General features: G+C 71.0%; 20 protein-coding genes and 2 pseudogenes. 15 read left to right on the top strand and 7 right to left on the bottom strand.

The window, feature by feature from the left end; all coding sequences use genetic code 11:
* Positions 1 to 100 precede the first annotated feature (100 nt).
* From ABEB16_RS02865 to ABEB16_RS02905, 9 genes are all read left to right on the top strand, one after another.
* Positions 101 to 1,618, top strand: a complete 1,518-nt coding sequence (locus ABEB16_RS02865) for an ATP-binding cassette domain-containing protein (protein ID WP_345710788.1) — start codon at positions 101 to 103, stop codon at positions 1,616 to 1,618.
* Positions 1,615 to 2,964, top strand: a complete 1,350-nt coding sequence (gene mmsB / locus ABEB16_RS02870; RefSeq protein ID WP_345710769.1) for a multiple monosaccharide ABC transporter permease — start codon at positions 1,615 to 1,617, stop codon at positions 2,962 to 2,964. The genes ABEB16_RS02865 and mmsB overlap by 4 nt, the downstream gene beginning before the upstream one ends.
* 38 nt (positions 2,965 to 3,002) lie before the next feature.
* Entirely contained in the window at positions 3,003 to 4,112 is a 1,110-nt protein-coding gene (locus tag ABEB16_RS02875) for a substrate-binding domain-containing protein (protein WP_345710770.1), read from the top strand.
* Between the two features lie 192 nt (positions 4,113 to 4,304).
* A complete protein-coding gene (locus ABEB16_RS02880) occupies positions 4,305 to 5,939 on the top strand; it encodes a mannitol dehydrogenase family protein (protein WP_345710771.1) in 1,635 nt (544 codons plus the stop codon).
* A gap of 17 nt (positions 5,940 to 5,956) precedes the next feature.
* Positions 5,957 to 6,682: an HAD family hydrolase gene (locus ABEB16_RS02885; RefSeq protein ID WP_345710772.1), complete on the top strand. Its 726-nt coding sequence runs from the start codon at positions 5,957 to 5,959 to the stop codon at positions 6,680 to 6,682.
* The gene (gene hxlA, locus ABEB16_RS02890; RefSeq protein ID WP_345710773.1) at positions 6,675 to 7,331 is read left to right on the top strand and encodes a 3-hexulose-6-phosphate synthase; all 657 of its coding nucleotides are present in this window, start codon (positions 6,675 to 6,677) and stop codon (positions 7,329 to 7,331) included. The genes ABEB16_RS02885 and hxlA overlap by 8 nt, the downstream gene beginning before the upstream one ends.
* A complete protein-coding gene (gene hxlB / locus ABEB16_RS02895) occupies positions 7,331 to 7,891 on the top strand; it encodes a 6-phospho-3-hexuloisomerase (protein ID WP_345710774.1) in 561 nt (186 codons plus the stop codon). Before hxlA ends, hxlB begins: the two co-directional genes overlap by 1 nt.
* Positions 7,892 to 8,014: 123 nt before the next feature.
* Positions 8,015 to 9,238, top strand: coding sequence for an AGE family epimerase/isomerase (locus ABEB16_RS02900; RefSeq protein ID WP_345710775.1), 1,224 nt, complete (start codon positions 8,015 to 8,017; stop codon positions 9,236 to 9,238).
* Positions 9,235 to 10,191 (top strand): carbohydrate kinase family protein, encoded by a 957-nt coding sequence (locus tag ABEB16_RS02905; RefSeq protein ID WP_345710776.1) that lies wholly within the window; start codon positions 9,235 to 9,237, stop codon positions 10,189 to 10,191. Before ABEB16_RS02900 ends, ABEB16_RS02905 begins: the two co-directional genes overlap by 4 nt.
* Positions 10,192 to 10,874: 683 nt before the next feature.
* On the opposite strand, the gene ABEB16_RS02910 is transcribed toward ABEB16_RS02905, so the two are convergent.
* Positions 10,875 to 11,696, bottom strand: coding sequence for a methyltransferase domain-containing protein (locus ABEB16_RS02910; protein ID WP_345710777.1), 822 nt, complete (start codon positions 11,694 to 11,696; stop codon positions 10,875 to 10,877).
* Positions 11,697 to 11,893: 197 nt separating this feature from the next.
* On the opposite strand from ABEB16_RS02910, the gene ABEB16_RS02915 reads away from it, so the two are divergent.
* On the top strand, positions 11,894 to 12,142 hold the full coding sequence (locus tag ABEB16_RS02915; protein ID WP_345710778.1) for a hypothetical protein: 249 nt from the start codon (positions 11,894 to 11,896) through the stop codon (positions 12,140 to 12,142).
* A gap of 159 nt (positions 12,143 to 12,301) precedes the next feature.
* Here ABEB16_RS02915 and ABEB16_RS02920 read toward each other — a convergent pair whose 3' ends face one another.
* Complete coding sequence (locus tag ABEB16_RS02920; RefSeq protein ID WP_345710779.1) at positions 12,302 to 13,258, bottom strand: alpha/beta hydrolase; 957 nt, start codon at positions 13,256 to 13,258, stop codon at positions 12,302 to 12,304.
* 95 nt (positions 13,259 to 13,353) lie between these two features.
* Between ABEB16_RS02920 and ABEB16_RS02925 the strand changes: the two genes are divergently transcribed.
* The gene (locus ABEB16_RS02925; RefSeq protein WP_345710780.1) at positions 13,354 to 14,208 is read left to right on the top strand and encodes a class I SAM-dependent methyltransferase; all 855 of its coding nucleotides are present in this window, start codon (positions 13,354 to 13,356) and stop codon (positions 14,206 to 14,208) included.
* Between the two features lie 43 nt (positions 14,209 to 14,251).
* Here the strand turns inward: ABEB16_RS02925 and ABEB16_RS02930 are convergent, their stop codons facing one another.
* From ABEB16_RS02930 to ABEB16_RS02945, 4 genes are all read right to left on the bottom strand, one after another.
* On the bottom strand, positions 14,252 to 14,608 hold the full coding sequence (locus ABEB16_RS02930) for a signal peptidase I (protein WP_345710781.1): 357 nt from the start codon (positions 14,606 to 14,608) through the stop codon (positions 14,252 to 14,254).
* Positions 14,609 to 14,680: 72 nt separating this feature from the next.
* The gene (locus tag ABEB16_RS02935) at positions 14,681 to 16,597 is read right to left on the bottom strand and encodes a heavy metal translocating P-type ATPase (protein ID WP_345710782.1); all 1,917 of its coding nucleotides are present in this window, start codon (positions 16,595 to 16,597) and stop codon (positions 14,681 to 14,683) included.
* Complete coding sequence (locus ABEB16_RS02940) at positions 16,594 to 17,019, bottom strand: ArsR/SmtB family transcription factor (protein WP_345710783.1); 426 nt, start codon at positions 17,017 to 17,019, stop codon at positions 16,594 to 16,596. The genes ABEB16_RS02935 and ABEB16_RS02940 overlap by 4 nt, the downstream gene beginning before the upstream one ends.
* 31 nt (positions 17,020 to 17,050) lie before the next feature.
* Positions 17,051 to 18,130: a phosphotransferase family protein gene (locus ABEB16_RS02945; RefSeq protein ID WP_345710784.1), complete on the bottom strand. Its 1,080-nt coding sequence runs from the start codon at positions 18,128 to 18,130 to the stop codon at positions 17,051 to 17,053.
* A 987-nt stretch (positions 18,131 to 19,117) separates the two neighbouring features.
* Here ABEB16_RS02945 and ABEB16_RS02950 point away from each other — a divergent pair.
* The 3 genes and pseudogenes from ABEB16_RS02950 (at position 19,118) to ABEB16_RS02960 (ending at position 21,858) form a co-directional block, all read left to right on the top strand.
* A complete protein-coding gene (locus ABEB16_RS02950; protein ID WP_345710785.1) occupies positions 19,118 to 20,695 on the top strand; it encodes a hypothetical protein in 1,578 nt (525 codons plus the stop codon).
* 108 nt (positions 20,696 to 20,803) lie between these two features.
* Positions 20,804 to 21,266: pseudogene (locus ABEB16_RS02955) on the top strand (transposase).
* Between the two features lie 76 nt (positions 21,267 to 21,342).
* A complete protein-coding gene (locus ABEB16_RS02960) occupies positions 21,343 to 21,858 on the top strand; it encodes a GNAT family N-acetyltransferase (RefSeq protein WP_345710786.1) in 516 nt (171 codons plus the stop codon).
* An 89-nt stretch (positions 21,859 to 21,947) separates the two neighbouring features.
* Here the strand turns inward: ABEB16_RS02960 and ABEB16_RS02965 are convergent, their stop codons facing one another.
* On the bottom strand, positions 21,948 to 22,535 hold the full coding sequence (locus ABEB16_RS02965; protein ID WP_345710787.1) for a TetR/AcrR family transcriptional regulator: 588 nt from the start codon (positions 22,533 to 22,535) through the stop codon (positions 21,948 to 21,950).
* 194 nt (positions 22,536 to 22,729) lie between these two features.
* Between ABEB16_RS02965 and ABEB16_RS02970 the strand changes: the two are divergent.
* Positions 22,730 to 22,960: pseudogene (locus ABEB16_RS02970) on the top strand (MFS transporter); the annotation flags it as partial.

Genomic DNA, 22,960 nt, shown 5'->3' on the forward strand with positions numbered 1-22,960 from the left:
TGGCGCACCCCGGGGCTGTGGCCCTCGCGCAGGACCCCGTGCAGGGCCTGCCTCCGCGGATGCGGTGGTGCCCGTGGCTGAGCCGCCCGCGATCCTGGAGATGCGCAAGATCAGCAAGACCTTCGGGCCGGTCCGAGCACTGCAGCAGGTCGACCTGCTGGTCGAGGCCGGGCAGGTGCACGCCATCTGCGGCGAGAACGGCGCCGGCAAGTCCACCCTGATGCGGGTGCTGTCAGGGGTCTACCCCCACGGCAGCTACGAGGGCGAGATCCTCTTCCAGGGCGAAGTGCAGTCCTTCTCGGGCGTGACCGACAGCGAGCGCGCCGGCCTGGTGATCATCCACCAGGAGCTCGCCCTCATCCCCGAGCTGTCGATCACCGAGAACGTGTTCCTGGGCACCCAACCCCACAAGCACGGCGTCATCGACTGGAGCCGGGCGCACCAGCGGACCGAAGAGCTGTTGGCGCGCGTCGGCCTGCAGGAGGATCCGGACACCGCCGTGAAGCACCTCGGCGTCGGCAAGCAGCAGCTGGTGGAGATCGCACGAGCACTGAGCAAGTCACCCCGACTGCTCATCCTCGACGAACCGACCGCGGCCCTCAACGACGCCGAGTCGCAGAACATGATCGACCTCATCCGCTCCCTGCAGCGCAGAGGCATGACGTCCATCATCATCTCGCACAAGCTCGAGGAGATCGCCCAGGTCGCTGACGCCATCACCGTCCTGCGCGACGGCCGATCGATCGAGGCCATCGACATCTCGCAGCAACCGATGGACGACGAGCGCATCATCCGCGCCATGGTCGGCCGGTCCCTGCGATCTCGCTTCCCCCCACGCACCGCGGACATCGGCGACGTCCTGCTCGAGGTCCGGGACTGGACCGTCCGGCATCCCCTGGCACCCGAGCGCCTGGTCTGCAAGCAATCCTGCTTCAACGTCCACCGAGGTGAGGTCATCGGCCTGGCAGGGCTGATGGGAGCCGGGCGCACCGAACTGGCCATGAGCATCTTCGGGCGCTCGTACGGCACCTTCATCTCCGGGCACGTCGAGCTCGACGGGCAGCTGGTCGACGTCAGCAGCGTGCCCAAAGCCATCGCAGCCGGCCTCGCCTACGTCAGCGAAGACCGCAAGGGACTGGGCCTGAACCTGCTGGACGACATCAAGCGGTCCGTGGTCTCGGCCAAACCCTCCAAGATCGCCACCCGTGGAGTCATCGACCAGGGCGCTGAGCACGCCGCAGCCGAGGACCACCGATCACGACTGCGGATCAAGACCGACTCGGTGGACTCAGCGGTGACCTCCCTCTCAGGCGGCAACCAGCAGAAGGTGGTGCTCGCGAAGTGGATGTTCACCGATCCCAACGTGCTGATCCTGGACGAGCCGACCCGTGGCATCGACGTGGGCGCCAAGTACGACATCTACGTGATCATCCAGGCCTTGGCCGCGCAGGGAAAGGCGATCGTGGTCATCTCCTCCGAGCTACCGGAGCTGCTCGGGATCACGGACCGGATCTACACCATCTTCGAGGGACGGGTGACCGGCGTCATGGACACCGCCACCGCCAGCCCCGAAGCGCTGATGCGCGCCATGACCTCAACGAGGAGCGAAGCCCTATGAACATCGCGGATGTGAAGAGGATGTTCGGCGGCGGCGCCGGCACCGGCCGGCAAGTGGGGATGATCGCCATCCTCGCGGCCATCGTCGTCCTCTTCCAGGCGCTGACCGGCGGAATGACCCTCAACCCGGCGAACCTCATCTCGCTGGTCAGCCAGTACTCCTACATCCTCATCCTGGCCATCGGGATGGTCATGGTCATCATCGCCGGGCACATCGACCTGTCGGTGGGCTCGGTCGCCGCCTTCGTCGGGATCGTCGTCGCCAACCTCATGCAGGACACGAGCCTGCCCTGGCCGTTCGCGGTCCTGGCCGGCCTGGGCGTCGGTGCGCTCATCGGCGCCTGGCACGGGTTCTGGGTGGCGTACGTCGGGGTGCCCGCCTTCATCGTCACCCTCGCGGGCTTGTTGTTCTTTCGCGGCGCCAACCAGTTCGTGGGAAACGCTGAGACGATTCCCGTCCCTCAGGAGTTCCGAGTCATCGGATCCGGCTTCCTGCCCGAAGTGGGGCCGGACACGGGCTACAACAACCTCACCCTCCTCCTGGGAGCGATCGGCATCATCGCCCTCGCGATCGGTGAGGTGCGGCTGCGGCGCCGGCAGCAGGAGCGCGGCGCTCAGCAGGCGCCGAGGTGGGTGTCGGCCCTCAAGGTGCTCATCGGCGCCATCCTGCTGGCCTGGGCTTCGATGCTGTTCGCCAGCGGCCGGGTCGGGACCAGCTTCCCCGTCTCGGGGATCATCCTCCTGGGGCTGGCGATCGTCTACACCTTCCTGATGAAGAACACCGTGTTCGGGCGCAGCGTCTACGCCGTCGGCGGCAATGCCCAAGCCGCACGGCTGTCGGGCGTCAAGACCAAGCGGGTGAACTTCCTGGTCATGATGAACATGTCAGTGCTGGCCGCCCTGGCAGGCATGATCTACGTCGCCCGAGCAGCGGCCTCCGGGCCCCAGGACGGCTTGAACTGGGAGTTCGACGCCATCTCGGCCGTCTTCATCGGCGGGGCCGCGGTCGCTGGTGGCGTCGGCACCGTCTCCGGGTCCATCGTCGGTGGTCTGGTGATGGCCGTGCTCAACAACGGCTTGCAGCTCCTGGGAGTCGGGACCGACCGGGTTCAGATGATCAAGGGGCTGGTCATCCTGGCCGCGGTGGCGGTCGACATCTACAACCGCCGACAAGGCCGGGCATCCCTGATCGGGCGCTGGCTGGACGGCCCGCGGACGACAGGCACCGGCGGCGGCACCGGTGGTCCGACGCGGGCGAACACGCCGGCGGGATCGATCGCGGGCGCTGACCCGACCAACGGCCGCGCCCGCTCCGGCGCCGCAGCAACGCCCGGCCACTCGAACTAGATCCGCTCCGCGAGCAACGACGCACTGAAGGAGAATCCATGCGCACGAGCGCCACGGCGGCCGTCGGCTTCGGGCTGGCGGCGGTCCTGACCCTTTCGAGTTGCGCCACGGGGCGCGGCTCCAGCGGATCCGGCAGCGAGGACGGCGGCGGTGCGCTCGCCGCCGGATCGCTCGTCGGTGTGTCCCTGCCCAACAAGACCAGCGAGAACTGGGTCATCGCCGGCGAACTGCTGACCGATGACCTGACTGCCGCCGGGTTCGAGCCATCGGTGCAGTACGCATCGTCCAGCGGTACCGTCGCCGACCAGCAGGCCCAGATCCAGACCATGATCGACAAGGGTGTCGAGGCGCTCATCATCGGCGCGGCGGACGGTGGGCAACTGGCCACCCAGGTCGAGGCGGCACACGATGCCGGCATCCCGGTCATCGCCTTCGACCGGCTCATCGAGAACACCGAAGCCGTCGACTACTACGCGACGGCCGACAACCTGAAAGTCGGCACGTTGATGGGCCAGGCGCTGATCGACGGCATGCGAAAGCGCGATCCGTCCGGAGCGCCGTACACCATCGAGATCTTCTCCGGCTCTCCGGACGACTCCAACTCCGCCCTGTACTACGACGGCTACATGAACGTTCTCAAGCCTCTGATCGACTCCGGTGAGGTCGTCGTCGGATCCGGACAGGTCACCTTCGAACAGACCGCTACCGAAGGGTGGAAGCCGGAGAACGCCGGACGGCGCATGGACGGCCTGCTCAACAGCACCTACAGCGACGGCACCGAGCTCGACGGTGTCCTCGGACCGGCCGACATACTCTCCCGAGCCATCATCACCTCGATCCAGGGCGCTGGCCAGGACGTGCCGGTGGTCACCGGGCACGATGCGGAGTCGGAGTCCGTCAAGTGGATCATGCAGCGCCTCCAGGACTCCACCGTCTACTCCAACCCCGGCGCCATGGTGGACAGCGCCGTGAGCATCGTCGTGGCACTGAGCAAGGAGCAGAATCCCAGGGCCAACGACACGACCACCTTCGACAACGGCGCCAAGATCGTCCCCGCCCTCGTCAACCCCCCGCTGACCGTCACCCGGGACAACGCCGCCGAAGTCCTCGGCGACAACCCCCTCCTCGCTCCCCTCGTCACCCCGTAGAACGTCGGCGCCGACAGCGCACGAGCGCACCAGCGCGACCGCGGCCAGCCAGCCGCAGGCACGGCCGCAGCAGCGCCGGGAAGCCTCCCGCCGCAGCCGCAGCCGCCGCCGGAGACACGCGTTCCGCTGCAGGCCCATCCCGGCACTGCGCGGCGCCGACGGCCGACGCCCCCTCACCCGAAGGACATCTCGATGACCAGCAGTGAACTCAGCAGCAACTCGGGCAGCGAGCCCTGCGACGAACCGCACATCACGCTGGTGCCCATCACCACCGCCCTGGCCCGTGGCGGCACCGCCAGCACCTCCGCGCCCGGCTACGACCGATCCACGATCAGCGCCGGCATCGCCCACATCGGCGTCGGCAACTTCCACCGCGTCCACCAGGGCGTCTACCTCGACGACCTGTTCGCCACCCGCCCCGACCAGCGGCACTGGGGCGTCGTCGGCATCGGGCTGCGCGAGCACGAGACCTCCCAGGCCAAGGCGGCAGCCTACGGCGCGCAGGGGCAGGACGGCCTGTACACCGTGACCCGCTACACCAAGGACGGCCGACGCACCTCGCGCATCATCGGCTCGATGATCGAGTACCTGTACGGACCCGCCGATCCGGCTGCCGTGGTGACCCGGCTCACCGATCCCTCCATCCGCATCGTCTCCTTGACCATCACCGAGGGCGGCTACAACCTCGATGAGCACAGCGGCGCCTTCCGACTCGACGAACCGGCCGTGGCCGCCGACCTGCACCGCGAGCACCCGGAGACCACCTTCGGAGTGCTGACCGCGGCACTCGCCGCTCGCCGGGCGGCCGGGATCGCCCCGTTCACCGTCATGTCCTGCGACAACCTGCGCCACAACGGTGAAACTGCACGCGTCGCCGTCTTGGGCTTCGCCCGTGCTGTGGATCCCGACCTGGCGCGGTGGATCGATGACCACGTCGCCTTCCCCAACTCGATGGTCGACCGCATCGCCCCCTCCGTCCCCACCCGGACCAGGGCCGCGCTCAACGCCGGCACCGGCATCGATGACGCGTTGCCGGCCCTCACCGAGGACTACCGCCAGTGGATCCTGCAGGACGACTTTCCCACCGGCCGCCCTGCCTGGGAGGACCTCGGGGTCCAACTGCGCCCGGACGTGGCCGCCTTCGAGGCCGTCAAGGGCCGGCTGCTCAACGCCTCGCACATGCTGCTGGCCTACCCGGCGGCGTTGGCGGGCTACCGCTGGGTGGCTGAGGCGGCAGCGGATCCCGCCATCGCCACCGTCTTGACGCGCTTCATGGCAGCCGATGCTGCACCTCTGCTGCAGGCACCCGCCGGCGTGTCGCTGGAGCACTACCAGCAGATGGTGGTCGAACGCTTCGCCAACCCCCACCTGCCCGATACCGTCCTGCGGGTGGCGCACGATGGCGCCGCCAAGCTGCCGGTGTTCCACCGAGCCACTGCCGAAGGCCTGCTGAGCACCGGTGGCGACCTGCGCCGAGTGGCGCTGCTGCTGGCGAGCTTCCGGCAGTACACCAGCGGCGTCGACGAGCACGATCGCACCTTCACCGTCGAGGAGCCGCACCTGAGCGACGCGGATTGGTCGCTCCTGCGCTCCGGAGACCCGCTGCGAGCGCTGGAGGCTTCCCCCTTCGCCGCATGGAGGCTCGGCGGCAGCCCCACGTTCGTGAGCGCCTACCTGCACGTGGTCGACCTGCTGCAGGCCCAGGGGGTGCATGCCGCCTTGCAGCACGCGATCAGCGAGCTCCCGAGCCCCCAGCCGCAGGGTGGGCAGCCGCACGAGGCACGGTCGCAGCGAGAGCCGGCAACGACACGCCGGCTGCACGCGTGAGAGCGTGTCCTCCCGTCGTGCGTGCGCGCACGACGGGAGACCTCACCCCACCCCCGAGCACCAGGGCTCTCATCTTCGACTGGGACGGCACGCTGGCCGACAGCACCACCGCCAACTACCTCAGCCTGCGCCACGCACTCGGCCAGCACGGCCACCGGCTGCCACGCACGTGGTTCGAGCAGCGGACCGGGCTCTCCGCCGAGGACGTCGCGCGCGCCTACGCCGACGAGCACGCGGTCGAGCTCGACGAGGCGGCGGTCGCCCGGCACCGCGCCGACGCCTACCTGCGGTACCACGTGCACACCGTCGAGGCGGTGACGCCCGTGGTCACCGTCGCCCGGCAGGCACTGCTCCGAGGACGGCGCCTGGCCATCGCGACCGGCGGCAACGCCCGGACCTTCGAGCCGACTCTCGACCACCTGGGCATCAGGGAGCTGTTCGCGGTGATCGTCACGCGTGATGAGGTGGAGCACGGCAAGCCGGCGCCCGACCTGTTCGACGCAGCGCTGAAGCGTCTGCGGGTGAGGCCGACCGAGGCCATCGTGTACGAGGACAGCGAGGAAGGTCTGCTCGCCGCAGAAGCGGCCGGCATCTTGGCCATCGACGTGCGCCCGCTGCTGGCGACACGACGCAGGACATCGGCGGCAGCGACGACCGGCGGCGACGTGGGTGCAGCCGCAGGATCGGCCGGGGACCGGAGTGAGCACGACGTGCTCGACGAACTGGAGGAACGCCATGGTTGACCGCACCGCTGCCCCGAGGCTCCAGCTCGCCCTGGACGACATCGGTCGCGAGGACCTGCTGCCACTGCTGGAGCGGGTCCACCCCTTCGTCGACATCGTCGAGGTCGGCACACCGCTGCTGATGCGCTACGGGGTGTCCCTCATCACCGAGATCAAGAAGCGGTTCCCCACGCTGCACCTGCTCAGCGATGCGAAGATCATGGACGCCGCACACCACGAGGCGGCCCTGTCCTTCGAGGCCGGCGCTGACTACGTCACCTTCCTCGCCCTGACGGATGACGGCTCGGTCAGCGAATGCGTGCGCGCCGCGCACGAGCACGGCGGAGCGGTCGTCGCCGACATGATCTGCGTCCCCGACCTCGTGCAGCGAGGTCGCCAACTCGCGCACATGGGCGTCGACATGCTCGCCGTCCACACCGGCGTCGACCAGCAGGCAGCAGGACGCACACCGTTGGACGACCTGCAGGTCTTGACCGCCAGCGCCATCCCGGTCCCGTTGGCCGTGGCCGGTGGCATCAACCTCGCCAGCGCGGCGGCCTACCTGGCCTGGCAGCCGCACGTCCTCATCGTCGGCAGCGGAATCACCACCGCCGCCGACCCAGCCGCGGAGGCGGAACGCCTGCACGCCGTCGTCAGAGGAGAGCATTGATGAGTGTCACCGACCACCTCCAGGACATCCTCGCGGAACTCGCCCGCAACTCCACACACGTCGAGGAGGACGCTCTCGCCCTCGCCGTCCGCGAGATCCTCGCGGCGCGCCACATCTTCCTCGCCGGCGCCGGCCGCTCCGGCATCGCCATCGCCGCCTTCGCCAACCGTCTGCTGCACCTCGGCAAGTCCGTCTCGCTGACCGGGGAGATCACCAGCCCGCACACCCGACCCGGGGATCTGCTGATCATCGGGTCCGGGTCGGGGGAGACGGAGAGCCTGGTGGCGCTCGCCCGGAAGGCGCACGCCGCCGGGGTGCACATCGTGCTGATCACGATGGATGCCGGCTCGAGCATCGCGAAGCTCGCCGAGGTGACCGTCGTACTGCCCGGCGCCTCGCCGAAGCTGCGCAGCGTCAGCGCCGTCACGTCGATCCAGCCGATGGGCTCGGCCTTCGAGCAGATGTGTCTGCTCACCTGTGACGCCATGATCTTGTCGCTCATGCAGCAGATGGGCGAGAGCAGTGAATCCATGTTCCCCCGGCACGCCGACCTGGAGTGATCCGGGTGGGGCGAGGCGACGCGCTCCGACGAGCCCTCCGCGAGGTTCGGCGAGGACCTCCCAGCGCGATGCCGCACCCGATGCTCCGACACCACGCCCTAGGACGACTGAGGACACCCACCGATGACCGAACTCCTCTGGCCGGCCACGCACCGGCTCTGGCTCGTGCAGCACGCACTCGACCTGCTCACCTTCGGGCGACGCACGCCCCAGCCGGACGGGGGAGCAGCTTGGCTCGACGAGCACGGACGAGCTGATGGTGCCGCGCCGACCTACACGTGGATCACCTGCAGGATGCTCCACGTCTACTGCGCCGGAGCACTGCTCGGGGTGCCTGGATCCGCTCCCATCGCGCAACGGGTGCTCACCGGCCTGACCGGCCGCCTCCACGACGACGAGCACGGTGGTTGGCACCACGCAGTCCAACAGGACGGAACGCCTGCTTCGGGAAAGGACTGCTACGACCACGCCTTCGTCCTGCTCGCTGCCTCCTCGGCCCGGCAGGCCAACCTCGCGGGGGCTGCTGATCTTCTGGAGCGGGCGCAGCGCACCTTCCTGCGTCACTTCTGGGACGAAGGAGCCGGGATGTGCGTGGACAGGTGGAACACCGAGTTCACCGAATGTGAGAGCTATCGTGGCATCAACGCGAACATGCACGCCGTCGAAGCCATGCTCTCCGTCGCCGGAGTCACGGGCGACCGTGCCTGGATCGAGCGAGCGGTGCAGGTCTGTCGCTTCGTCGTCAGCAGCGCACAGGCTCACCACTGGCGACTACCCGAGCACTACGACGAGTCGTGGCGGCCGATGCTGGAGCACAACAGAGACCGCTCCGACGACCAGTTCAAGCCCTTCGGCGCCACCGTGGGCCATGGGCTGGAGTGGGCACGCCTCCTGCTGCACGCCGAAGCAGCCCAGAGCGGTGAACAGGACGGCTGGCTGTTCAGCGCCGCCACCGCGCTCTTCGAACGCGCGATCGGTGACGGATGGGGCGTCGATGGTCAGCCGGGTTTCGTCTACACCACCGACTGGGACGGTCGCCCGATCGTGCGCGAGCGGATGCACTGGGTGGTCGCCGAAGCCATCAACGCCGCCGCCGCCCTGTACCAGCGCAGCAGGGATGAACGATACGCCGCGCTGTACCGCACGTACTGGGACTATGCTGATGAACACTTCATCGATCACGAGCTGGGCTCCTGGCGGCACCAGCTGACCTCCGACCACCAGGCCGGCGACAGCGTCTGGGCCGGCAAGCCGGACACCTACCACGCCTTCCAGGCGGCACTGGGGCCCCTCTTGCCGCTGTACCCCATGCTCACCACGGCCATCTTCGAGGGTCGCCTCGCATGAGGCAGCACCTGCGTTTCCTCGTGGTGGGAGAGGCGCTCGTCGACGTCCTCGTGCACGCGGACGGACGGCGTGAGCAGCACCCGGGCGGGAGCCCAGCCAATGTCGCACTCACGCTCGCCCGCCTGGGACGTGCGACGACGTTGCTGACCAGCATCGGTGACGACTCCGCCGGGCGCATGCTGCAGGAGTGGCTGGCCGCCTCCCACGTCGATCTCGATCCGCGGTCGATCGGATCCCTACCCACCTCCAGGTCCACCGCTCACCTCGACGACGCTGGTGCCGCCCGCTACGAGCTGCAGGTGCGCTGGCAGTTGCCGGCAGTCGAGCCACCCGAGGCCGATGTCGTCCACATCGGCTCGCTGGCGACCGTGCTCGCCCCGGGATGCCACTCGGTGCGTGACATCGTCGAGCGGGCGAGACCGCGCAGGATCATCAGTTACGACCCCAACATCCGTCCCGCACTCATCACCGATCACGAGCGCGTCCGGTCCACCGTCGAGGAACTGGCCGCCGGTGCAGACATCATCAAGGTCAGCGACGAGGACCTGCAGTGGATCGACCCGTCAGCCGATCTCCAACGCGTCGCCGACCGGTGGCTGAGCCAGCGGGCCCGCATGGTCGTCATCACGCGCGGCGCCTCGGGGGCCGTCGCCTTCAACGCCGCAGGCGTGGTGACCGTCGAAGCCCCTCGAGTCGAAGTGAGCGACACCGTCGGAGCCGGGGACACGCTGATGGGGGCGCTGCTCGCCTGTCTGGACGCAGAGCTCACGTCGGTGCCCGGTGGCGTCGTCGAACGACGTCGACACCTGAGCCGCCTGTCACCTGGCGCGATGGAGTCGATCCTGGCGGTGAGCGTCGGCGCAGCCGCGGTCACCGTCTCACGTGCCGGAACCAACCCACCCTGGCCACATGAACTTCTCGGAGGAGCGTATGAGTTCCTGCCGGAAGCGTGAGAACGCGCGATGGCAGGTCGACGTGCAGATCAGTCGCGGTCGTGCCGGGTGCAGAACGAAGCGCACCTCAAGACGGAGGGCCTGCCCCGGCTCGGGTTGACGCGTTCGTGTCGGGCTGTGCCGGCTGGTTCAGGGGGGGGATCACGAGCTCCCCGTCGTTGACCTCGATGCGTTCGCCGAAGCCGGCCATCGCGGCGGTCCAGGTGTCCACCGGGACACCCAGGCGCGGGGCGCTCAGGCCTATGGAGCTCGGGGCCAGGCCGTGTCCGGTGGATGTCGTGGGTGATGAGGTCTGCTGCTGGCCATGAGCCGGTCGCAGGTGCCGACAGCAACTGCACCGCCGTCGCGGAGGTGGACGGGACCGTCATCGGCATCGCCATGTCCGGCCCCACCGAGGAACCCGACGCCACCTGGGATCTCCAACTGCGCCTGATCTACGTCGACGCGACCCACCACGGCTCGGGGCGGGGCCGGCGCTGCTCGACGCCGTCCTGCGGCCGCAGGAGTCTGCTGCCTGGTGGGTCGCGGAGCACAACCCCCGCGCCCACGCCTTCATGCGCAAGCACGGTTTCGCCCCCGACGGGCACGCCAGGACCGAGGGCGGCGTGCGTGCGGTCCGGTGGGTCCGCCCGGCGGGCGGGCCGTAGCGCGACGGCACGGCAGCGCCGTCCGGCCGCCGCGGTTCAGCGGCGCCGCGCGGTGAGCTGCCAGAAACGGGCGGTGCGCCGGTACGGCTCCCGCTCGCACAGCGCCAGTTCCAGCCGCTCCAGGCGCTCGTAGAAGGCCGGGTCCCGCTTCAGGTCGTCGTCGGCGATGAGGTCCATGACGCAGCGGATGCCGAAGTGGTGCTCCACCACGCAGCCGGCGGCCTGCAGCGCCACCTCGACGGTGGCGGCCTCGACCCGGCGCATCGGGTGGTCGAAGGTCCGGCTGTGCACGGTGTCGGCGTCGAGGACGTCCAGGGCGGCCTCGGGGTCGGCGCGGCGCACCGCGGCGGCGAGGACGTCCATCGCCGGGTTCGGTGCCATGACCGAGACCACACCGCCGGGGCGCAGCAGGGCGACCAGGTCCGTGACGGTGGCCGGCACGTCGGGGCGGTGGTGGACGACGTTGTGGCACAGCACCGCGTCGAAGGACCCCGTGAACGCCTGCCCGTCCAGGTGCAACGCGGCGAGGTCGTCCAGGTCGGCGCAGACGGTGCGGACCCGGTGCCCGACCCCGGCGGCCTCGGCGGCGGCGGAGGCGGCGTGCAGCAGCGGCCCGGAAAAGTTCAGGATCGTCACGTCGTGCCCGGCGCGGGCCAGCGGGAGGCTGTCGGCGCCGTCACCACCACCGACGTCGACGATCCGCAGCGGCCCCGACAGCCCGGCCAGCGCGCGGCTGGTCGTGTGCGCGGCGACGGCGTAGCGCAGCCGTCCCCACGGCTCGGCCTGCCAGGCGGCCCACTGCTCCGTCCGCCCGCCGAACACCTCTGCGCCGCTCCCGGCACTGCTCCGCGTCGACATGTCACCGCACCCTAGGACGGCGATCGAAACCCGGCGTTCGGATCGAGGACGTTCCCGACGAGACGTACGCCGTCCTGCATCGACGGGCCGCCCCGGCGCACCGGCCGGGTGATCGACCACCCCGCGGGTGCCCGGCTGCCGGGTGAGCACGGACAGAGCTGTTGTCGCCACCCTCGCCGTCGAGGAGCATCGACGCCATGAGTCTCGAGACGTGGTGGCCCCGGTTGCAGCAGGACTCCCGAGACTGGTTGATCGCCCACAACGGAGAGGCGCTCAGCCAGCACGTCGTGCAGGACATCGAGCGTGTGGGCGGCCCGGTGCCCACGGAGGCGTGGTGGTTGGGCGAGGTCGGACCCGACGGCCTGCGCCTGTCCGATGCAGCTGTCGACTGGATCGAGGAAGCAGCCAACGGGGAGGTTCCGGAGCCTGCCCGAGGTACGTCCTGATGCCGTGGTGGCGGGCCCCGCAGCAGCCGGGTCGACGCGATGCAGCAGCGCCCGGACGGAGTGGTGCGCCAGGTGGGGAGCACGAAGGTCGTGAGGACCACGCCGGCCAGCACTGCACGCTTCACGCTGATGAGACCCGTCCACGGCTCCCTCCTGGCATCACCCCGTGGTCGGGCAGTGAGCCGGAGCCGCCCCACCCCGGGCCAGGAGCTGCAGGTGCCGGCGCAGCCAGGTCTCGACGTCGTCCAGCGCAGCCCGCGCCATCGCCGTCGCGTGACCGGTGAAACCGTGGGGCGAGGCGGGGTAGACGCGCAGGTCGACGTCGACACCGGCCGCCGACAGCCGCACGGCCATCGCCAGGTTGTCCTGCAGCAGGACGTCGTCGGCGCCCACGACCACGAGGACCGGCGGCAGGCCGCCGAGCTCGGCGTAGACGGGCGAGAGGTCCGGGTGGGTGCGGTCCTCCACGTGCCCGGCGTAGGCGTCGAGGAAGTACTCGTCGGCGATCAGGCGCCCGGCGGGGGTGCGCCCGCTGAGGTCGTACGTCCCGAACTGCAGCACCCCGCAGCGGTACGCCCCGATCCCCCGGTCCCGCAGCCGCAGGAGCGTGGTCGTCGCCAGGGTCGCGCCGGCCGAGAAACCCCCGATGGCGAGCGCTGTCGTGCCGAAGCGGTCCCCGGCGTGCTCGACCAGCCACAGCGCCGCGGTCTCGCAGTCGTCGGCGGCGGCGGGCCAGGGGTGCTCGGGGGCCAGCCGGTACTGCACGCTGACGACCGCGACGCCGAGCGCGTCCGCCAGTTCCTGGTTGCGGACGTCGCTGCGCGCGCCCGGGCCCAGGTAGAAACCCCCGCCGTGGACGTCCAGCACGACACCCTGCGCGGCGCCGTCCGCCGGTTCGTGGACGCGCACGGGCACGCTGCGCCCGCCGAGGTGGAGGATCTCGACGACGGCGGGCGGGTCCGACGGGGCGGGAGCGGCCGCCGCGGCCCGCACCGCCCGCAGTTCCGCCGGGTCACCCGGGCCGCGGCCCGGTGCGCGCCGGGCGTAGAAGGCGCGGGATCCCGCGACGAGCCCGGCGAGGCGGGGGTCGACGAGGTGGGCCAGCCCGAATTCCACGGCAACCCACCCTACGGCCGGGACGACCGCGGCCGGCCGGGCTCGGGGAGAATCCCGGTGCGGCGGGGGCCGGTGCTCGCCTACGGTGCGCCCCCGTGAGCGAGACCGCCGCCGCGCTGGCGGCCAACCGGGCCAACTGGGACGAGCGCGTCCCCTCCCACCTCGTCGCCTACGGCGTGGCGGACTTCATCGCCGACCCCGCCCGGATCAGCTCCGTCGTCCGCGACGACCTCGCGCTGATGGCCCCGCACCTGCCCGGCCGCTCACCCGCCGGGCTGGACCTGGTGCACCTGCAGTGCCACATCGGGCTGGACACCCTGTCCTGGGCGCGGCTGGGTGCCCGCGTCACCGGCGTCGACTTCTCGCCCGCGTCCACCGCCGCCGCCCGCGACATCGCCGCCCGCGCCGGCCTGGCCGCCACCTTCCTCGACTCCGACGTCGACTCGGCCCTGGACGTCTGCGAGCAGCACGGCACGGGCCGCTTCGACGTCGTCTACACCGGCATCGGGGCGCTGCCGTGGCTGCCGGACCTGACCCGCTGGGCGCAGGTCGTCGCGGGCCTGCTGCGCCCCGGCGGGCTCTTCCACGTCCGCGACTCCCACCCCGTCCTCAACGCCCTCGACCACGACCGCACCGACGGCGCGCTGGTCCTGGGTCAGCCCTACTTCGCGACCGGTGCACCGCTGCGCCACGACCACGGCACCACCTACGCCGACGCCGACGTCCGGCTGGGCAACGCCACCACCTACGAGTGGCAGCACTCCCTGGCCGAGATCGTGCAGGTCCTGCTCGACGCCGGGCTCGTCCTCACGTCCCTGGCCGAGCACCGCACCATCCCGTGGCAGGCCCTGCCCCAGCTGGTCCGCACCCCGGCCGGCTGGGTCCTGCCCGCCGGGCCCGAGCGGCTGCCCCTGACGTTCTCCCTCACCGCCACCAGACCCGGCCGCTGACACGCCGGGGGCGGTCGCCGCCCGGCAGGCCGCGGTGCGCGCATCACCCCCGCACGGCGGAGGGCCAGCGGATCGTGATCGTGGTGGTCTCCTCCTCGGCCGAGGACTCCCACGTGTGGGACTCCCCGGGGTACCAGATCACGTAGTCCCCGGACCTGCGCAGCAGCACCTCGCCCTCGCGGAACCTGATCCGCTGGGCACCGCTGACCAGCACGCACAGCGACGTCTGCCGCTCCGGTTCGGTCCACTCCTCGTCCCGGGAACCCGGCGCCAGGCGCGCCCACTTCACCTCCACGTCGCCGGTGGCCAGCTCCGGTGCCCGCCCGGCCTTGAAGTGCCCGACGAGCCAGCCCCCGTCCTGCGCGCCGTCGACGTCCGCGTTCCCCGCCTGCCAGCTCACACCGGCGATCCTCGCGCCGCGCCCGCCCACCGGCCAGCCGGCCGCGGTTCGGGCGCGGCGGGGGGCGGGTCCCTACCCGGTCCAGGCGGATCGTCGCAGCAGGCGCAAGCCGTTCAGGGCGACGATCACGGTGGAGCCCTCGTGCCCGGCGACGGCCAACGGCAGCGGCAGGTGCCCGATCAGGTCCCAGGTGACCAGCACGACGATGAACGTCGCGGCGATGACGAGGTTGGCCACCACGATCCGGTGGGCCGCGCGGGAGAGGGCCACGAGGCGGGGGACGGCGTCGATCTCGTCCCGGACGACGACCGCGTCGGCGGTGTCCAGGGCCAGGTCCGAGCCGTGTCGGCCCATGGCCACACCAGCCGCGGCGGTGGCCAGCGCCGGGGCGTCGTTCACCCCGTCGCCGACGAGCAGGACCTTCTCGCCGGCGGCCTGCAGCTCGGTGACGATGCGGGTCTTGTCCTGCGGCAGCAGCCGGGCGTGGACGGCGCCGATCCCGGTGCGGGCGGCGATGTCCTGCGCGCTCACCTCGTCGTCGCCGGTGAGCAGGTGCACCGGCCTGCCGGTCAGCTGAGCGGCCGCGGCCACCGCAGCCGCCGACGCCGGGCGCAGCCGGTCCACCAGGGTGATCGTCCCGACCGGGGCGTCGTCGAGGTGGATCGCCACCAGCGTGCCGATCCCCTGCTCGCCACCGCTGCGCCGGGCGCGTTCCACCCGGACCTCGTGGGACCCCGCGCGGGCGACGACCCCGCGCCCGGGCAGGGACCGGAAGTCGCCGGCGGCAGGCACGGCCAGTCCCCGCTCGCCGGTGGCGCGCACGATCGCCCGGCCCAGCGGGTGCTCGCTGAACTGTTCGGCCGCGGCGGCGGCCCGCAGCACCTGGTCCTCGCTCAACCGCCCCGCGGTCGTCACGCGGGTGACCTCCGGGGCACCTTCGGTGAGGGTGCCGGTCTTGTCGAAGGCGAAGACCGTGGTGTGGCCGACGGCCTCCATGACGGTGGCCGACTTCACCAGGACCCCGTGCCGGCCGGCGTTGGCCATGGCCGACAGCAGCGGCGGCATGGTCGCCAGGACCACCGCGCACGGCGAGGCGACGATCATGAAGGTGATCGCGCGCAGCAGCGCGGCGTCGAAGGGGGTCCCCAGCGCGAACGGCACCCCCAGGACCAGCAGGGTGGCGGCCACGACACCGAGGGAGTACCGCTGCTCGACCCGCTCGATGAACAGCTGGGTCTCGGCCTTGGTGGCGCTGGCCTGCTCGACCATCGCCACGACGCGGGCGATGACCGACCGGCCGGCCTCGCGCTCGACCCGCACCCGCAGGGCGCCGGTGCCGTTCACGGTGCCGGAGAGCACCTCGTCGCCGGGGGCTCGGGGCACCGGCACGGATTCGCCGGTGATGGCCTGCTGATCCACCTCGGAGAGCCCGTCGAGCACGGTGCCGTCGGCGCCGATGCGCTCCCCGGGGCGGATCAGGACCACGTCACCGACCACCAGGTCCGCGACGCCGACGATCTGCTCGGCGCCGCTGGCGGGGTCGAGGCGGGTGGCCTGTTCGGGGGCCAGGGACAGCAGCGACGTGACCGAGTCGGCGGTGCGCTGGGTGATGATCGCCTCGATGGCGCCGGAGGTGGCGAAGATGACGATGAGCAGCGCTCCGTCCAGGACCTGTCCGATGGCGGCGGCGGCGAGGGCGGCCAGCACCATGAGCAGGTCGACGTCGAACGTCCTCTCGCGCAGGGCCTGGAGTCCGGCCCAGCCCGGCTCCCACCCGCCGGCGGCGTAGCAGGCCAGGTAGGCGGTCCAGCAGGACCAGGTCGGGGCGCCGGCCAGCTGCAGCGCGCCGCCGACGAGGAAGAGCAGCAGCGCCAGGCCTGCCCAGCGGACCTCGGCGAGCCGGACGCCGGTGCGGAAGATCGACGGTGGGCGGGGCAGGACCCGTCCAGCGCGTTCGAGGTGGGGACGGGGGGTGAGGGTGCTGGTCACCGGGCGGGACACCTCCCGGCCGCGGTGCGGTCGGTGCTGTGGCTGTGCGAGCGCGCCGAGGCGCCGGGGGCCACGCCGGCGCGTTCGTGCGCGGTGCGGGACTCCAGGGCGTGCTCGGCCTGGGAGACGGCCTCGGCGACGAGGTTGCGGGCGTGCTCGTCGGTGAGCCGGTAGAAGACCCGGTTGCCCTCCTGGCGGGTGGTCACCATGCGTCCCCAGCGCAGCTTGGCCAGGTGCTGGGAGACCGCCGTGGGGCTCTTGTCGACGATGTCGGCCAGGTGGTTGACCGACAGCTCCTCGTCGCGCAGAGCCAGGACGATGCGGATGCGCGTCGGGTCGGAGAGCAGGGAGAAGACCTCGGCGGCGACCTCGACGTACTGGCTGTCGACCCCTAGCGTGCATCTCTTCGCATCTTCGCTCATGCGAAGATAGTTGTGCCCGGCGGCGGTGCGGTCAAGTGGTCCTCGACGCCGCGTGGGGATCGCCGCAGCCGGCCAGGTCGAGCGCTTCCTCGCACCAGCCGACCAGGTGCGACAACGCGGCCCCGCGCTGGCGGTACAGGTGTTCGGCGTCCGCCCGACGGTGGTAGGCGGCGTGCTCGCCGTCGCCGGCCTGCTGCAGCAGCAGGGGCAGCAGCCAGGCGTACTTCACGCAGGAGGCGACCACCCCCAGGCGGGCCTCGCGCTCGCTGCCGTCCCAGCCACCGGCGCGCAGCCCGTCCAGGTAGGCCGGCCAGCACGCCGCTTCCAGCTCCACGAGGCGCTCGGCGGGCCAGAACAGGTCGAAGACGGCGTCGGGCAGGTAGTTGCCCAGGTCCTCCCCGACGGCGCCGTCCCCGGCGAATGACCAGTCCAGCAGGACGACCTCACCGGTGGGGCGGCGGATCACGTTGGACACCCAGGCGTCGAGGTGGCACAGGGTGCGCGGCAACTGCTCCATGAGTCCCAGCAGGTCCTCGCGGTGGGCCAGCAGCCGACGCCACCCGGCGCGCAGGTGCGCCGGCCAGGTGTCGCGGATCAGGGGCTGCGCCCAGGCCGCGTCGGCCTCGGCGTCGTCACCGAGCAGGGACAGGTCGCCGGGACGGCTCGTGGAGTAGGCGCGCAGGAAACCGCGGGAGGCCCAGGTGGGAACAGGGTGCGGGGGGCGGGCCTGCCAGCGGCCGAGGCCGGCGGCGGCCGCGACGTGGTCGTCGAGGGTGAAGTCGCCGCCCGCGGTGCCGTGGACGTCTTCGAGCCACAGCTCGATGCTCAGCTCGCGGTGCTCGACCTCCGCAGCGGGCAGGTCCAGGCCGGTGCCGGTCAGGCCGGCCCGCAGCCGGGGGTCGGTGTAGACCGCGGCCTCGCGGGCCCAGTGGTTCCAGTCGGTCGGGGTGTCCGAGGAGGCCCAGTGCGCCGGGCCGGTGAGGACGGTGCCGGCGCGGCGCAGCTGCTTGTGGATGCGCGTGCTGCCGTCGGGGGCGTGGACGCGCTCGACGATGCCGGTGGTGGCGTTGTTCGGGTTGAACCTCAGCGTCTCGCGCTGCTCCGCGGGCATGCCGGTGATCCTGGCAGGGGAGGCGACGCCCGTCACCGAGCACGAGTTCCCGGCGGGCGTCGTGGCCGCTACTCCGCCGCCATGCCGGCGATCGCCGCGCGATCCGGTGGTGACGCCGGCCACCGCCGCCCTGGCGTCGGGGTTCTCCTCGCCGGGTGCGTCGGGACGGTGACCACCAGCCCGTCCTGCTCCTGCACGGCGGCGGCCGGGACCTCACCGACCAGGGCGTGTCCTGCGGATCATGGTGGGTGTTGGAGCATCCGCTCACGTCTGCGGGCGGGCGGTGTCCCCTGGACGCACCCCGGAGGGATCCGGCGACCATCCTCACGACATTCACCAGGTGGGTGCGTGCGCCCGACGGCCCTGGCAGCGGGCCGCCACCAGGCACCAGCAGGTGTTGCTGGTGCTGCGCTGGTTGCGGCACCCCCCGGTCTGGCCAACCTCGCCCACGACGCCCACATCTCCATCGCCACGGTGTTCTGGGGGCACCTCCCACGAGGTGCCCCAAGCACACATCGGTGCCGGCATCGGGGTGCGGGTGCCCTACCGCCGCCCGGCCGGCGGTCAGCGCCTGGACGCACCGCCCGCACCTGCACCCGCTGCCACGCCGCCCCGGGGGCGCCGACCACGGAACCCGAGAGGCTGGCCGCGGCGCTGTCGCTCCCCGATCGCGGTCAGCCGTCCCACCGCCCGTCCACATGGCTCGGCGGACCGTGTGGGCGCGCCCCGCCTGAAGACGGCAGAGAAGCCGTGACGCTTCAGCCTGCAGCGTCCGTCGCCCGTGCTCGGTCGACACGCTGCCTATTGCCTCGTGCCGGCCACGGCATAGCATGGTATGGCCCGATCGACGCACAACCCGACGAACGGGCCAGCAAGACAAACGCGTCCGCAGTGGCCCGCCAGCCACCACTCCGGTCCATCGACCGCAACGAAGCCCTCAACAGCTCGCCCTGGCCGTCCAACGGCCACATGTAGAGGGGGTAGCGCATGGCTTTCGACTGGCCCGACCGTCCGAAGGCGTCGCCGACCGGTGGCGCCCTCATCCAGAGCAGGAGCGGGACGAGCGGCCACTTCGAGGTCGTCATCCCCTGGCCCAACGGTGGTCTCGCGTACTTCTGGCGCGACAACGACGAGTCGCGGTTCCGCTGGCACGGGCCCATCGTCTTCGGCGACGGCAGGTACCTGGGCGCATCAATCACCGAGGGCTTCAACAAGTTCGTCACCACCACGAGGATGGGCAACTTCGAAGTCGTCGCGGTCCGCGACACGGGTGAGTTCGAGCTTTGGTTCCGCGAGAACGGCGGGCAGTTCCGCTGGCACCGCGCGGGCGAACTCGCCAGAGACGTCACAGGCGTGCCGGCTCTGACGTTCACCGGCGCCCACTTCAAACAGGGCGTCCTCGATTTCGATCTCGAGACCCATCTCCACAACCAGTTCTGGGCGGCAGTGCCGAACAGGAGCGGTGGCTTCAGCCTGCTCGTGTGCGACAACGACGACCCCGACCTGCTGCGTCCCGGTTGGCGACCGGCGACGCGGCTGGGGCGCGACGACCACTTTCCCGGGCTGCTGCGGGACCGCCAGTTCGTGGGCGTCGGACTCGCACTCACCTGCTTGCACAGCCCAGCAGTGGAAGCATGGTCGTGGAAGGAGATGCAGGAAAGCGCCGCGGAAGTCGGCCTGATCATGGGCGATGTGCTCGTGGCGGCGACGTCGACCGAGGGCGCACTGACGGTCTTCGTGTGGAACGAGGACGATCTCCTGGGCACCCCACCCGGGACACGCGCCTGGCGTGGCGGCGTGTCGCTCACCACCCCGGTCGAGCCGAACGCCCAAGAGCTCCGCCCGTTCCGCGGTCGTCCTGCGCTCTTGCAGAGCGACTACGACCTCGACGAAGAGACATCGCTGCTCCCCTTCGAGCACAACCACTTCGGCAATCTCGAGTTGCTCTGCGCGGCCAAGCGCGGCGGAATCCACCACCTCTGGCGCGACAACGGCGGCAACACTGGTCAGCCCGCGTCGTGGGAAGGCGGCTGGAAGTACGCAGGTCTCATCGGCGACAAGGTCTACGACGAGGTCTCGGTCATCCAGTCCCGCTTCGGAAGAGGCGAGCACGGCAACCTCGAAATGATTGCTCGCGCCTCGGATCAGGCGGGCTTCGACTTCTACTGGCGCGACGAGAACTTCCGCTGGCACGGCCCTCACGTCGTGACAGCCGAGTCGATGTCGGTCACGCAACCCCTCGTCGAGCGCGACAACTTCGCCGACATGCTCGCAATGGGCATCGACTTCAGCGTTCCCGAGACGGACCTCCGCAGCTGGTTGAAGGATCCACAGCACACCCCGTATCCGGCGATCACCGAGGCCCTGCAGTTCCTCTTCGACCGACGTCGTCTGGAGCGACCCGCCTTCCTGGACGTGATCGTGTTCAACTATGAGCACACGTCGGGGATCACATCACCCCGTTCCGCCGCGGACGTCTCCTTGCCGGTCCTCACCGCTGCCGTGCTCGCGGCCCACAACATCCGTCACGGCGAACGGGTGACCAACCTCGAAGAGCTGTTCTAGCCTGTCCTGCGGATCTTGCAGGTGCGTCACCGTGGCCTGGTGGGTGGAGTGGGCCGGGGAGAGATCACCGACAAGGCGTGGGCGCAGATCGAGCCACCGCTATCACCGATGGGGCAGCGCGGTGGGCGATGGCGTGAGCACCGCCAGGTCATCAACGCGATGTCGTGGAAGCTGCGCACCGGTTCGCCGTGGCGGGACCTGCCCGAACGCTACGGGCCTGGGGGTACCTCCCACGGGGTGGGTGAGGAAGACGGCCCATGAGCGGCTGCGGAAGTGGACCGCGGACGGCACCTGGGAGCGGATCGTGGCCGAGGCCGTCGAACGGGTCGTCGCGGACAAGGCCTGCGCGCACCGCCCGACGCGGCAGGCGCCGCGCCGCAGAGGCATCAAGGCCACCATCGCGGGGAAGAGCGACCAGATCGCCCGCCGTGAGGCCAAGGGCCCCGCTGGTGGTCGGCCCCCGGCCTTCGACCCTGAGATCTACCGCCAGCGCAGCGTCGTGGGGCGTTGCACCGACCGCTTGAAGCAGTTCCGCGCCTTCGCCACCCGCTACGCCAAGCGCGCCGCCTGATCCCCCGGCGACGTGATCATCGCCTGCGTCGTGCTCCACCTGCGGTGACTCCTGGGCAGGGTCCCACCCTGCCCCGATGGACGGTCATCTCGCGGCCGAGCCGATCCGCACCCGACGTCTGCAGCTGGAGCCCTTGCAGGTCGAGCATGCCAGCGAAGCGGCAGTCGCTGTCGACGACGAGGCGTTGCACACCTACATCGGTGGCACGCCGGCGAGCGTCGACGAACTGCGCGCTCGCCACCAGCGCCAGGTTGTGGGCCACTCCGAGGACTCCGAGCAGAGCTGGCTGAACCGGATGCTCCGTCGACTCGACACCGCCCAGCTCATCGGAACCGTCCAGGCCACCGTCTCCTGCGGCACAGCGGGAGAAACGACAGCCGAGGTCGCGTGGGTCGTCGCCACCGGTCACCAGGGGCAGGGGTACGCGCATGAGGCATCCCTCGCGATGGCCACCTGGCTGCGCCAGCGCGGCGTGGCCACGCCCGTCACCCACGTCCACCCCGAGCACCACGCCTCAGCCGGTGTCGCTCAAGCCGTTGGCCCGCGTCCCACCGCAAGCGTCGTGGACGGCGAGGTTCGATGGACCGGCTGAGCCCAAACGCCGCCATGATCCGCAGGAAAGACCTCAGGGCGTCCCGCGCCCGAACCGGTCGCCTCGTTCCTCCACCGGCACCTGCAGCCCTAGCCGGACCGACCACCGAGGTCGGTGATCCGGGTGACGGCGACCTGGACCTCGTACGGGTCGCGAGCCTGGGCGTCCAGCGCGCGGTGGATGGTCAGGCCCGCGATGAGCGCGTCGAGCATGCGTGCGGTGAGCGGGTCGAAGTGGCGCTCGAGGGCGGTGCGGCTGCGTCGCATCCACCCGGTGGTGATCGAGCGGTAGGCCGGCTCGCGCGCGGCGAGGGTGTACAGCTCGTGGGACAGGACCAGTTCGCGCTCGTCGCCGAAGACGTCCTCGAGGATGAGCGCGACGACCGCGTCCCGGGCGGCGTCGGTGTCGGCGGCTGCGGCCATGCGGCGTTCGAACCTGTCGCCGATGCTCGTGGCGAACCGGGCGAAGGCCTCCTCCAAGAGCTCGTCCATGCCCTCGAAGTAGTACGTCATCGCACCCAGGGGGACGCCGGCCCGGGCGGCGACCTTGCGGTGGGAGGTGCCCGCGACACCGGAGCGCGAGACGACCTCCAGGCACGCGTCGATGATCCGGTCGCGCCGATCGGGGTCGTTGCGGCGACCGAGCCGGGAGCCGGTCGCGCGTTCTCGCACGCTCATCGGATCACCCGACGGTCCGCTCGGTGGTCCGGATGGCGCGAGCGGGGTCGCCGGCGAAGTGGTCCACGCTCACGGCGGCGACCCTACACCGAGGTGTGTACGGACGTCCACAGATTGTGTACGCTCGTACCACCATGGCCGCGCACCCTCGCGCCCACCACCCGCGCGCCCCGCGAAAGGCGAAGCTCCCCGCCGTGTACTCGCTCCTCCTGGCGATCATCTACATCGCCTTCGTCAGCCTCGGGCTGCCGGACTCCCTGGTCGGGGCCGGCTGGCCGGTCATGCACCGCGACCTCGACGTCCCGGTGGCCTTCGCCGGCATCATCACCACGATCATCGCCGGTGGCACCATCCTCTCCAGCCTGGCCTCGGAGCGGTTGACCCGCCGCTTCGGCGCCGGTCCGGTCACGGCCGTCAGCGTCGGG

This window comes from Kineococcus glutinatus (assembly GCF_039542765.1).
Classification (GTDB): Bacteria; Actinomycetota; Actinomycetes; order Actinomycetales; family Kineococcaceae; genus Kineococcus_A; species Kineococcus_A glutinatus.

Excerpts from the sequence above, each read along its gene's own strand:
- ABEB16_RS02865 (WP_345710788.1), top strand. The coding sequence starts at position 101 with ATGCGCAAGATCAGCAAGACCTTCGGGCCGGTCCGAGCACTGCAGCAG.
- mmsB (WP_345710769.1), top strand. The coding sequence starts at position 1,615 with ATGAACATCGCGGATGTGAAGAGGATGTTCGGCGGCGGCGCCGGCACC.
- ABEB16_RS02875 (WP_345710770.1), top strand. The coding sequence starts at position 3,003 with ATGCGCACGAGCGCCACGGCGGCCGTCGGCTTCGGGCTGGCGGCGGTC.
- ABEB16_RS02880 (WP_345710771.1), top strand. The coding sequence starts at position 4,305 with ATGACCAGCAGTGAACTCAGCAGCAACTCGGGCAGCGAGCCCTGCGAC.
- hxlA (WP_345710773.1), top strand. The coding sequence starts at position 6,675 with ATGGTTGACCGCACCGCTGCCCCGAGGCTCCAGCTCGCCCTGGACGAC.
- hxlB (WP_345710774.1), top strand. The coding sequence starts at position 7,331 with ATGAGTGTCACCGACCACCTCCAGGACATCCTCGCGGAACTCGCCCGC.
- ABEB16_RS02900 (WP_345710775.1), top strand. The coding sequence starts at position 8,015 with ATGACCGAACTCCTCTGGCCGGCCACGCACCGGCTCTGGCTCGTGCAG.
- ABEB16_RS02905 (WP_345710776.1), top strand. The coding sequence starts at position 9,235 with ATGAGGCAGCACCTGCGTTTCCTCGTGGTGGGAGAGGCGCTCGTCGAC.
- ABEB16_RS02910 (WP_345710777.1), bottom strand. The coding sequence starts at position 11,696 with ATGTCGACGCGGAGCAGTGCCGGGAGCGGCGCAGAGGTGTTCGGCGGG.
- ABEB16_RS02915 (WP_345710778.1), top strand. The coding sequence starts at position 11,894 with ATGAGTCTCGAGACGTGGTGGCCCCGGTTGCAGCAGGACTCCCGAGAC.
- ABEB16_RS02940 (WP_345710783.1), bottom strand. The coding sequence starts at position 17,019 with ATGAGCGAAGATGCGAAGAGATGCACGCTAGGGGTCGACAGCCAGTAC.
- ABEB16_RS02945 (WP_345710784.1), bottom strand. The coding sequence starts at position 18,130 with ATGCCCGCGGAGCAGCGCGAGACGCTGAGGTTCAACCCGAACAACGCC.
- ABEB16_RS02950 (WP_345710785.1), top strand. The coding sequence starts at position 19,118 with ATGGCTTTCGACTGGCCCGACCGTCCGAAGGCGTCGCCGACCGGTGGC.
- ABEB16_RS02960 (WP_345710786.1), top strand. The coding sequence starts at position 21,343 with ATGGACGGTCATCTCGCGGCCGAGCCGATCCGCACCCGACGTCTGCAG.
- ABEB16_RS02965 (WP_345710787.1), bottom strand. The coding sequence starts at position 22,535 with ATGAGCGTGCGAGAACGCGCGACCGGCTCCCGGCTCGGTCGCCGCAAC.